18 protein-coding genes are annotated in these 15007 nt (G+C 40.3%); 6 read left to right on the plus strand and 12 right to left on the minus strand.

Annotated elements, in window-relative coordinates; all coding sequences use genetic code 11:
• Positions 1-5: 5 nt before the first annotated feature.
• Positions 6-3728 (plus strand): helicase-exonuclease AddAB subunit AddA, encoded by a 3723-nt coding sequence (gene addA, locus LG273_RS06425; protein ID WP_404458745.1) that lies wholly within the window; start codon positions 6-8, stop codon positions 3726-3728.
• A 36-nt stretch (positions 3729-3764) separates the two neighbouring features.
• Here addA and LG273_RS06430 read toward each other — a convergent pair whose 3' ends face one another.
• From LG273_RS06430 to LG273_RS06455, 6 genes are all read right to left on the minus strand, one after another.
• Positions 3765-3983 carry a spore germination protein gene (locus LG273_RS06430; RefSeq protein ID WP_379563447.1) on the minus strand — a complete coding sequence of 73 codons (219 nt, stop codon included), beginning with the start codon at positions 3981-3983 and terminating at the stop codon, positions 3765-3767.
• Positions 3984-4067: 84 nt separating this feature from the next.
• A complete protein-coding gene (locus tag LG273_RS06435) occupies positions 4068-4439 on the minus strand; it encodes a spore germination protein GerPE (RefSeq protein ID WP_379563449.1) in 372 nt (123 codons plus the stop codon).
• A 9-nt stretch (positions 4440-4448) separates the two neighbouring features.
• Complete coding sequence (locus LG273_RS06440) at positions 4449-4625, minus strand: spore gernimation protein GerPD (protein ID WP_379563451.1); 177 nt, start codon at positions 4623-4625, stop codon at positions 4449-4451.
• Between the two features lie 53 nt (positions 4626-4678).
• Positions 4679-5245, minus strand: coding sequence for a spore germination protein GerPC (gene gerPC / locus LG273_RS06445; RefSeq protein WP_379563453.1), 567 nt, complete (start codon positions 5243-5245; stop codon positions 4679-4681).
• A 77-nt stretch (positions 5246-5322) separates the two neighbouring features.
• Complete coding sequence (locus tag LG273_RS06450; RefSeq protein WP_379563456.1) at positions 5323-5538, minus strand: spore germination protein GerPB; 216 nt, start codon at positions 5536-5538, stop codon at positions 5323-5325.
• 163 nt (positions 5539-5701) lie between these two features.
• Positions 5702-5917: a spore germination protein gene (locus LG273_RS06455; protein ID WP_379563458.1), complete on the minus strand. Its 216-nt coding sequence runs from the start codon at positions 5915-5917 to the stop codon at positions 5702-5704.
• Positions 5918-6042: 125 nt separating this feature from the next.
• On the opposite strand from LG273_RS06455, the gene LG273_RS06460 reads away from it, so the two are divergent.
• Complete coding sequence (locus tag LG273_RS06460) at positions 6043-7221, plus strand: DUF418 domain-containing protein (RefSeq protein ID WP_404458749.1); 1179 nt, start codon at positions 6043-6045, stop codon at positions 7219-7221.
• Between the two features lie 74 nt (positions 7222-7295).
• Here LG273_RS06460 and LG273_RS06465 read toward each other — a convergent pair whose 3' ends face one another.
• A complete protein-coding gene (locus LG273_RS06465; RefSeq protein ID WP_379563462.1) occupies positions 7296-8489 on the minus strand; it encodes an ornithine--oxo-acid transaminase in 1194 nt (397 codons plus the stop codon).
• Between the two features lie 201 nt (positions 8490-8690).
• Here LG273_RS06465 and LG273_RS06470 point away from each other — a divergent pair, with 201 nt between their 5' ends.
• Positions 8691-9056, plus strand: a complete 366-nt coding sequence (locus LG273_RS06470) for a YisL family protein (RefSeq protein WP_379563464.1) — start codon at positions 8691-8693, stop codon at positions 9054-9056.
• Between the two features lie 160 nt (positions 9057-9216).
• The gene (locus LG273_RS06475) at positions 9217-10701 is read left to right on the plus strand and encodes an alpha-amylase family glycosyl hydrolase (RefSeq protein WP_379563466.1); all 1485 of its coding nucleotides are present in this window, start codon (positions 9217-9219) and stop codon (positions 10699-10701) included.
• Between the two features lie 50 nt (positions 10702-10751).
• Here the strand turns inward: LG273_RS06475 and LG273_RS06480 are convergent, their stop codons facing one another.
• Together LG273_RS06480 and LG273_RS06485 are read right to left on the minus strand one after the other, a co-directional pair.
• A complete protein-coding gene (locus LG273_RS06480) occupies positions 10752-11624 on the minus strand; it encodes an SDR family oxidoreductase (RefSeq protein ID WP_379563468.1) in 873 nt (290 codons plus the stop codon).
• Positions 11625-11749: 125 nt separating this feature from the next.
• On the minus strand, positions 11750-12613 hold the full coding sequence (locus LG273_RS06485; RefSeq protein WP_404458752.1) for a DegV family protein: 864 nt from the start codon (positions 12611-12613) through the stop codon (positions 11750-11752).
• Between the two features lie 129 nt (positions 12614-12742).
• Here LG273_RS06485 and LG273_RS06490 point away from each other — a divergent pair, with 129 nt between their 5' ends.
• Together LG273_RS06490 and LG273_RS06495 are read left to right on the plus strand one after the other, a co-directional pair.
• The gene (locus LG273_RS06490) at positions 12743-13585 is read left to right on the plus strand and encodes a YitT family protein (RefSeq protein ID WP_404458754.1); all 843 of its coding nucleotides are present in this window, start codon (positions 12743-12745) and stop codon (positions 13583-13585) included.
• 13 nt (positions 13586-13598) lie between these two features.
• Positions 13599-14036, plus strand: coding sequence for a hypothetical protein (locus tag LG273_RS06495; protein WP_404458756.1), 438 nt, complete (start codon positions 13599-13601; stop codon positions 14034-14036).
• Positions 14037-14080: 44 nt separating this feature from the next.
• On the opposite strand, the gene LG273_RS06500 is transcribed toward LG273_RS06495, so the two are convergent.
• The 3 genes from LG273_RS06500 to LG273_RS06510 all read right to left on the minus strand — a co-directional run bounded on the left by LG273_RS06500 (position 14081) and on the right by LG273_RS06510 (position 14898).
• Complete coding sequence (locus tag LG273_RS06500) at positions 14081-14344, minus strand: NifU N-terminal domain-containing protein (protein WP_379563476.1); 264 nt, start codon at positions 14342-14344, stop codon at positions 14081-14083.
• A gap of 205 nt (positions 14345-14549) precedes the next feature.
• On the minus strand, positions 14550-14747 hold the full coding sequence (locus LG273_RS06505) for a DUF3813 family protein (protein ID WP_404458759.1): 198 nt from the start codon (positions 14745-14747) through the stop codon (positions 14550-14552).
• A gap of 1 nt (position 14748) precedes the next feature.
• Entirely contained in the window at positions 14749-14898 is a 150-nt protein-coding gene (locus tag LG273_RS06510; protein ID WP_379563480.1) for a hypothetical protein, read from the minus strand.
• Between the last annotated feature and the right edge of the window lie 109 nt (positions 14899-15007).

The raw sequence follows: 15007 nt of genomic DNA on the forward strand, positions 1-15007 counted from the left end.
GGAACATGGTTCAATGGACCAAAGAACAGGAGGAAGCTATTTATACAGCGGGAAAGGATGTCCTTGTAGCCGCAGCGGCTGGGTCGGGAAAGACAGCGGTTCTCGTGGAGCGGATTATTCAAAAGCTATTGAATAAACAGCATCCCGTGGATATTGACTCTCTTCTTGTTGTGACATTTACCAATGCAGCAGCTCAAGAAATGCGCAACCGAGTCGGGGAAGCTTTGGAAAAAGCGCTGGCTGATGATCCAGGTTCGCAACATTTAAAAAAGCAAGTTTCCCTACTTCAACGCGCTTCCATCTCTACTTTACACTCTTTCTGTCTTGAGGTAGTGAGACAGTATGCATACTTGCTTGATATTGATCCTTCCTTTCGGATAGCAAATGATATGGAAGCAGATTTAATTAAACAGGAAGTAATGGATGACCTTTTTGAAAAATGGTACGGGGAAGAAGGAGTAGAGCAGGCAGCTTTCTTTTCTGTAGTGGACCGGTTTTCGAATGACCGGAGTGATGCAGAGGTAGAGGATTTAATATTAAATTTATATACCTTTGCCATGCAGAACCCTTGGCCAGAGCATTGGCTTGATCAGCTGGCAGAAACCTATGCCGTGCCTGAAACGTGGGAAGAAAACACCCTATCATGGCTAACGATTATGAAGCGTGAAGTACGTAGTCAATTCACTGCCATAGAAGAAGAAATGGGACTGGCCATGGAAATGACGAAAGAAAGTGATGGCCCATACCAATACGCAGAAACTATTGAACTGGATCTTGCTGGATTACAGGAGGCAAAGGCTTATTTAGAGGACTGGGATAATCTTCAACAGTTTATGCAGCAAAGTACGTTCGCCAAACTGTCTTCGAAAAAAATGGATTGCGATGAAACGAAGAAAAAGAAGGTTAAAGCATTACGTGATAGCTATAAAAAGCGTTGGACTGACATGAAGCAGGGCTGGTTTAGCCGAAATCTTGAAAGCCATGTGGAAGATATGCGGGAGCTTGCTCCAGTTATTAGAAAGCTGACAGAGCTAGTGAAAGCATTCAAACAGGAGTTTTCCCAGCAGAAAAGGGAGAAAGCAATTGTTGACTTTTCCGACCTTGAGCATCTTTGTTTACAATTATTAATGGAAGAGGGCTCAACACTGGACGCTCCTGTCCCATCACAGGTAGCTATCCAATTTCAGAGAAAGTTTAGTGAACTTTTAGTTGATGAGTACCAGGATACAAACCTTGTGCAGGAGACTCTTTTACGTCTGCTTAGTGATCAGACAGGACCTGGCAATATGTTTATGGTAGGGGATGTCAAACAAAGTATTTACCGGTTCCGACATGCAGAGCCAACTCTTTTCATAGAAAAGTATAAACGGTTTGCCAAGGAAGAAGAACAAGGACAGCGTATTGACCTTGCAAGTAATTTCCGAAGCAGAGAAGATGTATTAATTGGTGCAAATTATATTTTTCGTCAGATTCTTGATGAAACGGTTGGGGAAGTAAATTACGATCAGCAGGCGGAATTGATTTACGGAAATAAAATGTATGATACACTTCCGTATAATGAACCAGCACCAGAGTTACTCATCATCGATCGGGAAGCAGAGGAAGAAAAAGAAGACGATAGTGGCGCTGAAGATTATCGAGACCTGGAAAAAGCGCAAATTGAGGCCAGAGCATATGCCCAAAAAATTAAAGGCTGGATTGGACAAAAAGATGGCGAGGCTCTGCAGGTTGTAGACAAGGCCACACAGACACAGCGGGATATGCAGTACCGGGATGTGGTCATCCTACTCAGGTCCATGACATGGGCACCTACCATTACGGATGAGTTGAAGAAACAAGGCATTCCCGTTTATGCCGAAATTTCCACAGGTTACTTTGAGGCCATTGAAGTTAAAATTATGATCAGCCTTTTAAAAATTATCGATAATCCAAGACAGGATATTCCGCTTGCATCTGTCCTTCGTTCCCCTATTGTTGGGCTGAACGAGGATGATTTGGCTAAAATCCGACTTGTTGCCAGGAATAAAGCCTTTTATGAAGCACTAATTCAATTCCAAAAAGAACAGACGGATCCAGTTGCTGACCAAGTAGAGAAATTTTTAACGAAACTAAACGCTTTTCGCATGGCGGCTAGCCAAGGTGCCTTGTCCGACTTGATCTGGGATATTTACCGAGAGACTGGCTATTATGATTTTGTCGGCGGGATGCCTGGTGGTAGACAGCGCCAAGCCAATTTAAGAGCCTTATACGACAGGGCAAGGTCCTATGAAAATACTTCCTTTCGCGGGCTCTTTCGCTTCCTGCGTTTTATAGAGCGTATGGAAGAGCGAGGGGATGACCTCGGAGCAGCCCGGGCATTGAGTGAACAAGAAGATGTGGTTCGAATTATGACTATCCATAAAAGTAAAGGGCTGGAGTTTCCAGTGGTTATTTTGGGGGCAATGGATAAACAGTTTAACCTGATGGATTTAAATCAGAAATACTTGCTTCATAAAGATTTAGGTTTTGCAAGTAAGTACATTGATCCCATTAAACGGATTACCTATCCTACTTTATTTTTCCAGGCTTTGAAACAGGAGAAGCTCCGTGAATTGCTCGCAGAAGAAATGCGGGTGCTTTATGTTGCGCTGACTCGTGCAAAGGAAAAATTGGTCATGATTGGAAATGTCGCTTCTTTTGAGAAAAAACGGCAAAAGTGGCAGAGAATGATTGACCATTCGGACTGGGTACTGCCAGCCCATTACCGGATGGAATCAAAAACCTATCTTGATTGGGTAGGACCAGCACTAATCAGACATCAATCCACTGAACTGCTAAGGACAGAAGAACTACAGGACGCAGTACTAAATGAAATACGTGTTGACCCATCGAAGTGGGAGGTTACCATCACGCATGGTAGCGAATTAGCTAACTTAGATGAATTGGGAGAAGAAGCAGAGCTTGCATTGCGTGAAAAGCTTGAGCAATGGCAACCAGTGGAAGTCGAGGATATGGAGTTAGCAGAGACAGTGGATGAGCGGCTCTCCTATCAGTATCCTTATGCGGAAGCAGCAAGGTCAAGGGCAAAGCAATCTGTAACCGAAATAAAACGGCAGCGGGAAATAAAGGATGCGTATAGCTCTGATCAGCTTGTCACCCCGTTTAAGGCGCCTATTACTAAGAGGCCACTTTTTATGCAAAAGGAGAAAACCGTGACAGCGGCTGAAAAAGGTACGGTGCTCCACACCGTTATGCAACATCTTCCTTTAAATAAGCCGTTAAATGCTTTGGAAATAGAAACATTTATAGAGGAATTAGTGGGAAGAGAAATGCTGACAAGAGATGAAGCAGCTGTCGTTAACATAACAGCAATTGAACATTTCTTGCAAACCGATATTGCCCACTTCATGATGGAATCACCTGATATCAGACGAGAGGTGCCCTTCACGTTATCTATCCCAACAAGTGAAGTATACGCCAATTGGCAAGGCAAAACAGATGAGCGCGTATTAGTCCAGGGGGTAATAGACTGTTTAATTCCTTATGAAGATGGTTGGATTATTTTAGACTATAAATCTGATTCGATCGATGGCGAGATCACAGAAGCAGTAAGGCAAAAGCTGATTAATCGCTACGCTACCCAATTAAAGCTTTATCGTCATGCGATTGAACAGATTTGGAAGCAGCCTGTGAAGGAAGCATATCTTTATTTCTTTGCCAAGCAACAAATTATAAACGTACCTATGTAAAAAAACAGGAGAATCTCAAGGAGGTTCTCCTGTTTTTTAAGCATTTGCTGTAATATCTTGGTCGTTTACATCAGGGTCGAATGGGTTGGTAGAACTTACACCGTTATTCGTACAAATAAAATCCCCTGTATTCAATGATCCTGACCCGGAGTTTGTTTTGGATGTGCTTTTCGGAGAGAGGTAAAATGCATCACCAAAATTAACAACTCCGCCGCCGATACTGTTAATTTTAAGTGGTCCGACAATTGATGGCATATCAACACCTACTATTTAAAAGTTGCTTAGTACAGTCTATGCAAAATCTTTAAAAGTGCTACCGAACGCTACAGATAGAACTTTTTAATCTATAAGCTCCCGTATATGCTTCAACCAGGCTACAGCTTCAACCTGTCGTAAGCTGCCAATTTGCATAATAGAGGAGGTCGTAACACCGTTTGCGTCAATACGTTGGACGTGAATGTTAGGGTTATGGTCATAGCGCTCCATTTGAACATCTTCTTTCATAATTGATGAGACAGGTTTCATGTTGAAGAGGGGATAATCGGTAAAATATAGCTGACCCTCTTTCGTAAAATAATTACCTTCTTTTTGCAGGGCGATTCCTCGGGAGGTTTGATGGGCTGTTTCTGTGTCGCCAATAGAAAAGATGCCGCAAAAGCTAACGGAATTAACACGTATTTGATTTACTGATGCTGTTCTAATATTGGTCATGGTACTCACCTAGACCCCAGCTAAGGGTACAATATTACCGATTGTATATGATTCTGGAGGTGTGTCAAAGAAAGAATTCAGTGTCATCCATTCATTATCGCCAATCAGAAAAACAGATGAACCAGATACATCTCCAATTTGTATATCCCCGACGTTTAATCCCCAGTTATGCACTACAAGCTTCATAGGTTAACCTCCCTTTATCTAAAAAAGCCACAAAAATAGAGAAAACCATTTTATTAATCTAATTTTTTCATATATGCATTCAACGAAACACGAATTTCTTTCTTAATCTGGTTCGATATATAGGGATGTAATTCGGAATCATCTATCATGTTATTCTCATCCAAAGCCTTTTTTTCATAGAAGCCAATTCGACTCGGGAGTTGATTGGTAATATCGTGTAACAAAACTTCCTTGTAGTGCTTATCTATATTTCTTTCGTATTCTTTGGAAAGTTCATGTATGAGTGCAGGGCCTTCTTCTCTCACATAATTAGATAACTCAGACACCAATTGCTGTTTCAGAGGTGGTGAGGTTGGTGGCAGTGTTTGATCAGATATATTCAAATCCTCAAGGTTATTCAAATCCTGAGGGGACATGCCAATATGAAGTGTTCCATTCAAATTCTCAATTTTTAGCTGATCAAACTTGTATTCAATTTTTTCTACATGGTTTGCTTGTTGTTCATTCAGGTTTGTTTCTAAACGTTCTAGTTTTTGCGTAAGCTCTTGGATTTTTTTATCCTGTTCTTTAACATGCGCATGCAGTTCATATATATATGACGACCAATCTGCTCCGTTCATAAGGCGTCCCTCCTTGAGCTTGGTTCTAGACGAATGCCTAGAAGTAGTCTATGCAATGGAAAGAGGAACGTGCATAATTAACGATTAAGTGGAATAATGGGGCTTGCTTGTTGAGCGAAGTCTCCCGCTCCTGGTTCTGCTTCTTCAGCAGGTTCTGTAAATCCTCCAGTATTTTGGACAGTAGATTGTGCTTGGAAGCTCCCTGTACTCCCGATCTGTAATATAGAAGAATTGGTAATAGCACCCACTTTAATCATATAAATACTTATAGATTGATGTACCGTGATATTCATTTTTATTCCTCCATTTATCCCGCCTTAGCTGGCAGAGGCTCTCACTTCAAGTAAGCGGGAAGCAAAAAGTTTTCTAAGTGGGGAACCAACTGCCAGTGAAAGTCCGATTCGTTCAACTAACATTTGGTGAGAGAGGGACATCCCCATCAAATGAAATTTCACTTTATGATGTGATGGACTGATCTATTTTATCTGGGTCATAAACATACGTAGTCGAGTTGGCAAGATTAATGTGCATTCCATCTCCAGTATTGAAGGAGCCACCGCCAGCATAGGTTTTGGCACTACTCTCAGGACTCATTGAATAGACATCCCCAATATTAAAAATACCAGAAGAAGAAACATTAATGACCTTTACTGCACCCACTTTTGCCGGCATATGCCTACCTCCTTTCCCTATAGGGTATGCCTTTTTCTGTTAAATGTTGAAGGAATATAGAGGGCAATTGTTGTATTCTAATACTAGAAGGAAATTCATGAATAGAGAGAGGATGAAGTAACGTAGTGAACCAGTATGCAGTACCTACCAAAGAATCAAGACGGCTTCCATGGATTGATGGAGCAAGAGGGTTTGCTATATTTGGCATATTTGTCGTAAATATTGGAGCCTTTAGTGCACCCTATTTTCTGTACGGTGGAGCAAGCAATACTTCTCCTGTTGATCAATTTATTGAGGTGCTAATCGATATCTTTTTCCAAGCAAGCTTTTATACGTTATTTTCGCTTCTATTTGGATTTGGGTTTCAAATGATGAAGGATAGTCTAGTAGAGAAAAATTTATCTGTATTTCCCGTGTTGGGTAGAAGACTAATGATGCTAATTATCTTTGGGTTAATCCATGCATTTCTTATTTGGCATGGTGATATATTGCTAACGTATGGAATTATAGGCTTGTTTCTTTTAGCCTTTTTGCATGTGAAGGGAAAAACGCTTCTTGCTTGGGCGCTTGTATTAATGGGAGTGAGCGTAGGACTAATCAGCATTTCTCTATACGATTTCCGTCATTATCTTGGACAGGCAAATTTCTTTGCAGCAGAACAGGCGATTAATCATTATCAATCTGGCAACCTATTAAAAATTTGGGAACAAAATTATAGGGATTGGGTTTATGCAAATGGGGGAGAAAGCTATTTCTTACTGATAGGGACCCTTTTACCGCTATTTTTAGTAGGGATGTTAATTGCGAAGAAACGGTGGTTACATGAACCGGAGAAACACCAACCTTTTTTACGTAGGTTGTGGTTAGTGTCATTGGTAATGTTTGCTGGGTTAAAAGCTGGACCATATATGTTTGGAAACCCCGCTTGGTTTTCTATGATTCAGGATAATATTGGTGGAGCTTTCTCTGCTTTGTTTTATATCCTTTCCATTACTTTTCTTTTTCAAATGCCAAGAATAAGCAAACTTTTTAAACCATTTCAATACGTAGGGAGGATGGCATTAACGAATTATATTGCTCAATCACTTATTTGTTTTGTCCTATTTTATATTGTTGGGTTATACAGTTCGATAACTCCTGCATCGTCTATGCTTATCGTAGTTATTATTTATAGCATCCAGGTAGTGTGGAGTAAATGGTTGTTAGCACGTTTTCGATTTGGCCCACTTGAGTGGCTGTGGCGCAGTGTAACGTATAAAAAAGTGCAAAAACTCCGTAGAAAAGAGGAAGCAAAGATATTATAATACACCGAAAGAGTATCCATCCTGATAGTGATGGATACTCTTTCGATGTTTGTTACATATAAATTCTATCTTGCCTAGGCTTCCAGCACTTCTTTAATATGTCCGATTGCCCAATCTAAATCTTCTTTTTGAATAGTGAGGGGCGGGGCGAAACGGATCACGTTTTCGTGCGTCTCTTTACACAAAAGTCCTCTTTCTTTTAACTTTTCGCAATAAGGGCGTGCTGACTCTGTTAGTTCCACCCCTATAAATAATCCTTTACCACGTACTTCCTTAATTCGAGAATTATTGATGGTCTTTAGTTCCTCCATCATATAATTTCCTAGCTCGAGCGAACGGTCAGCCAATTGCTCTTCCTCCAAGACATCCAAAGAAGCAATGGAAACAGCACAAGCTAACGGGTTTCCACCAAAAGTAGAACCATGGGAGCCTGGATTAAACACTCCAAGAATATCTTTGTTTGCTACCACGCAAGAGATTGGGAAAACACCACCGCCAAGTGCTTTTCCTAGAATTAAAATATCTGGTGTTACTCCTTCCCAATCGCAAGCAAACAGTTTACCACTTCGTCCGAGGCCGGCTTGGATTTCATCGGCAATATAAAGCACATTGTTTTCTTTACATAGATCAAAAGCTTCCTTTAAAAATCCTTCTGGAGGCATTACAATTCCTGCTTCGCCTTGTATAGGCTCGAATAAGAAACCAGCTGTATTTTCATTAATGGCAGCTTTCAATGCATCAATATCTCCATATGGAATAAGCTTAATACCTGGAAGCATCGGGCCAAATCCACGTTTGTATTCTTCCTCTGATGAAAGTGAGACCGCTGTCATGGTTCTACCGTGAAAGTTTCCTTCACAAGCAATAATTTCTGCTTTGTTCTCTGCCACACCTTTCACATCGTAAGCCCAGCGTCTAGCCGCTTTTACGGCAGTTTCCACAGCTTCCGCACCGGTATTCATTGGAAGTGCGGCTTCTTTGTTCGTGAGTTTGCAGATTTTTTCATACCATGGGCCAAGCTGATTGTTATGAAAGGCACGTGATGTTAAGGTTACAGCATCTGCCTGTTGTTTCAATGCTTCAATAATTTTTGGGTGACGATGTCCTTGATTTACAGCGGAATAAGCACTTAGCATATCCATATAACGATTGCCTTCTGGATCTTCCACCCAGACGTCTTCCGCATGGGAAATGACAACAGGAAGCGGGTGGTAGTTTTTCGCACCATATTCCTGTGTTTGATCAATAATTTCCTGACTGTTTTTCATTTACTAGCCCTCCCTGTAAAGTCCAATTCAACATAAGTATAACAGTTTTCTCTGTGATTTACTTACAGTTTAAAATGTTCCATAAAATCTTTGTTCCCAGATATGACAGCTATAAATCCTTTTAAATGAAACTTTCTACTTTCCATGATATGATAGCGTTAGCTAAACTTTACTATGGATGAAAGTGGAAGGAGTGTTTGCATGGCACATATGCATATTACCGCATGGGCATTAGCATTAATCCTATTGATCGTAGCGTTGGTTATGTACAAGCAAGGAAAAGCAAAGCCCGGAAAAATTGTTCACATGATTTTACGACTGGATTACTTATTTATTCTTTACACTGGTGGTTCTCTACTGGCAAACTACTTTGGTGGAGGGGACATGCTTCCTGAAGCGATTGTAAAAGCCTTAGCCGGCCTTTGGGTAATCATCTCGATGGAAATGATTCTTGTAAAAACGTCAAAAGCAAAACCTGCAAAAGGGGCTTGGATTCAGTTAGTGATTGCCCTCTTGATTACCTTGGTTCTCGGTTTTGGAAGATTGCCGCTAGGAATTCTTCCATAAAGAAGACATTAGAAGCTGCTCTTTGTTAGATACAAGGGGGAGCTTTTTTTGCTGCTCAAAAATATGAAGGAATTTTAACAATCATGCAGTTAGCATTGACTATTTGCTTAATTAGCGAATAATAGGAAAAGAGAGTATGCAATGTTGGAGGAACTATAATATGAAAAAATTGATAGGTTTATTGCTGATTGTTTTCATGCTAGTTATTGGTCCTGAGCTTCCCATATTAGCAGATGAATTGGATAGCGAGTTAGAGGAGGAGATAATCTATTCCATTCTAGTTGACCGCTATAACAACGGACGCGCAGAAAATGATGAGCAGGTTAAACTAGATGACCCTACTGCATATCATGGGGGTGATATACAAGGGATTATTGATAAGTTGGATACATATGAAGAACTTGGATACACAACACTTGTCTTGTCACCTTTAATGGAAAATGCGCCAGATGGTTACCATGGCTATTGGGTGGAAGATTTTTATTCTGTTGATTCTCAGCTTGGAACGCTGGAAGAAGTCCAGCAGCTTGTAACAGAAGCCCATGAGAGAGACATTAAAGTCGTAATGGAATTTGTCACCAATTATGTAGCAAAGAGCCATCCGCTTGTTGAGGATAAAGACAAGCAGAACTGGGTAAAAGATGTTCCATCACCAAACACCCCTTGGGGAGAAGAAGTTGTATCCCTAAATCAAGAAAACCCAGAAGTGGAAGAAATGCTGACTGATGCAGCTAGCTTTTGGCTAAACGAAACGGGAATGGACGGGCTAAAAATCCATGCTGCAGATCAAGCCTCCCCCGATTTTTTGAAGAATTTCACCGGTGAGATGAAAGAGATAAATGCAGATATCTATCTTCTCGGGGATGTGTTGGATAAGGATATGCTTACGGAAAATTTGCCAAAGGAAACGGGGATACAGCGATGGGAAGATCCCTCATTGAGAAAGGAACTTATATCTACCTTTGCAGAGCCTGGAAACCCGGTAGAAGATATATATGAGATTCAAAAGGAAAACGAAAATGGTTTAGTATATGTCGATAACCAGTCAACCGAACGTTTCACCCAATTGTTTTCCGAAAATGGGCGTAATGCCTTAACGACCTGGTCACTTGTGTTAACGTACATGTATATGACACCGGGTACGCCATCACTTTTTCAAGGAACGGAATTACCTATGTATGGGTCAAACCCCGAAGAAGTGCAGCGGATGGTGCAGTTCAATAGTGGAGATCCAGATTTAACAGAATTTCACAACCGTATTTCTTCCTTAAAACAACAATTTCCAGTGTTCTCCAATGGGGACTTTGAATTGGCTGGTACGAGTGGGGCTATGAGCGTGTTTAAAAGAAGTATGGATGATCAAACAGCTTATATTGCCATTAATAATGGGGAAGAAACAGAGGCAGTAACACTAACAGACATCGACTCAGATATGCAATTGCGCGGCTATCTTCATGATGACACCGTACGAGCAGGGAATGATGGTGGGTTTAAAGTAGGCCTTTCAAGAGAGAGTGCAGAGGTATATATGGTGGAACAAGATACGGGATTTAATTGGTTCTTTATCGGATTTGTAATTGCAGTCTTTGTTGCATTTATTACAGCAATTCTATTATTGAGTAGGAAACAAAAAAAGAGAACATGAAAAGGATAAAACCCCCTTTGGCCAACCCTAAGGGGGTTTTAACTATATCTTTAACCGTTTAAAACAACGCCGCCATTTACGTGTATCATTTGTCCACTTACATAACTGGAATCCTCTGAGGCTAAATAGACATAAGCAGGAGCTAATTCTTCTGGCTGTCCCGGTCGTTTCATAGGAGTTTGTCCACCGAAATTGTCTACCTTTTCTTCTGTAAAAGTAGAAGGGATAAGCGGTGTCCAAATTGGTCCTGGGGCGACGCCATTAACACGAATTCCTTGGTCTGCAAGGGAAACAGATAGGGAGCGGGTGAACGACGTGATAGCGCCTTTTGTAGCAGAATAATCTATTAAATCTTCACTTCCCTGGTAAGCTGTGATAGAAGAAGTATTGATAATGGAGCTTCCTTTCTTCAAGTTTGGCAATACAGCTTTTGTTAGATAAAACATGCTAAAGATGTTTGTGCGGAAAGTTTTCTCCAATTGTTCACTTGTTATATCCATAAAACTAGCTTGCGGGTGCTGCTCTGCTGCATTATTTACAAGGATATCTATTTTCTTGAATTTCTCCATCGTTTCGGTTACTGCAGCTTCGCAAAAAGATTGATTGCCAATATCTCCACTAATTAGCAAGCATTTTCTTCCATTTTGCTCCACTAAACGTTTTGTTTCTTCAGCATCGTCATGCTCGTCAAGATAAATGATCGCTATATCTGCACCTTCTTTTGCAAAATGCAGGCTTACTGCTCGTCCAATTCCACTATCTCCACCTGTCACAAGAGCTACTTTGTCTTTAAGCTTATCGCTCCCTAGATAATCTTCACGAATATATTTAGGTTCTGGGTTCATTTTTGATTCAATACCCGGCTGACGGGATTGATGTTGAGCGGGTGGTGTTTCCATCCCATTCTTTTTTTCCATTCCCATAAGCTAACTCCTCCTACAACGATGATTGGTATTATTTATCTTCCCCGATAATTTATTACCAAACCATTAGATAGGTCAAAAAATAAAAGGTCTGCATGTTAGCAGACCTTTTGGCGCTTTTGTTCTTATTTATGAGGTTTATTAAGAAAGAATAGTGCAATTGTACCCGGGCCAGCGTGTGCTCCAATAACTGCCCCAACCATTTCGATCAAGATGTCTTCTTTGGCAACGCCAAACCTTTCCTGAATCATTCCGGCAAGCTCTTCAGCTCTTTCTAAATCATCACCGTGGCTAATACCGATACGTTGATTCGTGAAATCAGTACCACGCTTTTCCATTAAATCGAGCATACGATTAAATAACTTTTTAGACCCTCTAATTTTTTCTAATGGAATAAGCTTCCCATCTTCAACATGGAGGATTGGTTTTATTTTTAAAAGGGTACCGACAAATGCAGCAGTTTTACTAACCCGACCACCGCGGTATAAATATTCTAGATCATCTACGGTAAAAATATGTTCCATATGGGCTGCGTGGTATTGTGCGGATTCAACAATATCTTCAGCACTGGCGCCCTCTTTTGCGGCCTTTGCAGCATAAAGGACTACAAGTCCATACCCAATGGATGCACATTTTGTATCCACCACTTGAATTGGTGCATCTGGATATGTTTCTTTTACTTCTTCCAACATCATTTTTGCTGTTTGATACGTCCCTGAGAGTTCTGAGGAGAATGCTAAATAAACCAATGACTCATTTTTCTCAGCATATGTAGTAAATAGGTTATGAAATGTATCCGGAGAAACCTGAGAGGTTTTAGGGCTTTTGCCATTACGCATCGCATCATAGATAGTCTTTGGTTGAATCTCAACATTGTCCTTATATTCTTTTTCATCTAAATGAACAGTTAATGGTACCATTTCCAGATCAAATTCGTTATAATGATTCATTGACAAATCTGATGCTGAATCAGCAAGAATTTTTACCATCTTTAGATCACCTGCATTTCTATCAGTTATTTTCTTCTAGTTTATAGCTACTCGGTAAGTTAGTCAAAACAAACTTTAAAATGAAAACAATTCTCGTTTCAGAGATAGTAAGCTAAAAGGAGGTTAGGCATGTTTATATTTGAAGCAAAGCGAATTATTATTGTAATACTTGGGGGACTATTAAATGCAATCTCCCTTAACTTTTTCCTAATTGGTGCAAATGTCTATGCTAGTGGATTTACCGGGGCAGCACAGCTTGTTGCAAGTGTGTTCAATGATTTTTTGGACATCGGAGTAAGTACAGGTATTCTACTATTACTCTTTAACATACCAGTGGCCATCTTAGGTTGGTTTAAAGTAGGAAAAGGCTTTACGGTATATAGCGTCGTATCCGTACTATGTACCACTTTATTTCTAGAGTTCATTCCTATAATCGGATTTTCCGAGGACATTATTTTAAATGCCGTATTTGGTGGTGTGATTGGTGGTACAGGTGTTGGGATGACACTTAAGGTTGGTGCCTCCACAGGTGGGATGGACATTGTTGCTATGGTGCTTTCCAGAATGAAGGATCGCCCAATCGGTACGTATTTCCTTGCACTTAACGCTGTGATTATTGCATTGGCAGGGATTCTTTACAAACCAGAAAATGCCTTGTATACCCTTTTAACATTGTATGTAACGACAAGGGTAATTGATGCCCTCCATACACGTCATGAAAAAGTTACGGCTATGATTATTACGCACAAAGCTGATGAATTGCAACAAGAAATTCATAAAACAATGGTGCGAGGGATAACCATTCTTCCCGCCAAAGGTGCCTATACAAAATCTGATAAAAGCATGATGTATCTTGTTGTCACAAGGTATGAATTATATGACCTGGAGCGGATCATAAACGAAGTGGATCCGAATGCATTTACGAATATTGTACAAACGACTGGCATTTTCGGCTTCTTCCGAAAAGATTAGAGGAGTAATGATGATGAAAAAAATAATGATCGTTATGGTAATAATTCTTCTAGCAGGATGTAGTAACACACAGGAAAATAATGAGCGTACTGAAGAAAGTGCTAATGAGCACGAGCAGGAAACAGATGTTTCGGTATCGATTCAAAATTTGGATGTTCAAGTGAATGATAAAGCTATGGAAGCAATTATTACTGGGGAAGCTTCACTTTCCGGTAGTGATTTATATTATACGTTAGAGCAAGGAGACCGTGAACTGGCTATTGAAGAGAGTGTGGAATTAGAAGCCAATGCACATGGCTTAAGCTCTTTTGAAATAAGTGTTGAAATCCCAGAGGAAACTTCGTCAGGCGAGCAGCCCCCTGTAGTAAAACTTTACGGAAAAAATAACTCGGGTGAAGAAATAAACCCAAACTATATCCCGATTGATGTAGCTGCGGAGACGTCCCAATGACGCAAGAAAAAAGAGGTCAGTATATACTGACCTCTTTATGTATGTTAATACCCATATCCTTCAATAACTTTAATTACTGTTTGTGTTAGATTATCCCATTCAACCTCAAATTTCTTATTTACTGTAATAAAATTCTGATAGCCAAATACATTGTCCACACCGTCAAGCTCCATTAAATCATTTAGGATAGCATGCTCACTCTTATTACCAGGCATAACTGAAAAACTGTTGGTACCTTCAAAAATTAATTTATCCGACGTAAATTTTAACGCATTTGGATTAGGTGTTGCTTCAGCTCGAACACTCATCAAAATCCCTCCTTATTCATCATACTTAGCTATATTTTAGCAGAAATTTGGCCGTTTAAAAAGGAGAAAGCAGACTGCCCCTCAAAAGGAACAGTCTGCTTTATGCAGTAGGTGCAGCATCCCATAACACGTCCTGGGGAGTTGCTTAAAGTAAATCCTTTTCATCTTCAAATGAATCGGGGATTACCTTCACAATGAACAGAGGTTACTGTAATTGATTATGCTGTCTTAATTGATTCTCCAATTGTTGAAGCTGCTGCTTTTCTTCAGGACTCGCTTCAGTATATGCAGCTTGGATAGCATTCTGTGCAGCCTGTTTATCAGCAGCACTTGCAGAATTTCCTTGCATGTTCATCATATTGGCTACAGCATCTTTAGCTTGTTGAAATAGGTTGTTTTCCAACTTAAAACCCTCCTACAGTGTGATTGTCAGCTTCTTCTTGCTTTCTTTCCGCATCGGAAAAAGTAGAACGGTACGGAAATCGCTCAGCATGTTTCTTTACAGAATCAGCACTTTGCTGACTAAACCGCTTTGATTTACTCCGTTTTCCCATCGGTGGTTCCTCCTTAGAAAAACATTGTAATACATAGCCTGCACAAGAAGTAAAAAAGTGAACGTTGTAATAACGTTCACTATGTAGTATGGATCTAATATCGTTTTAT

It is taken from the genome of Oceanobacillus kapialis (assembly GCF_044790185.1).
Lineage (GTDB): Bacteria > Bacillota > Bacilli > Bacillales > Amphibacillaceae > Oceanobacillus_B > Oceanobacillus_B kapialis.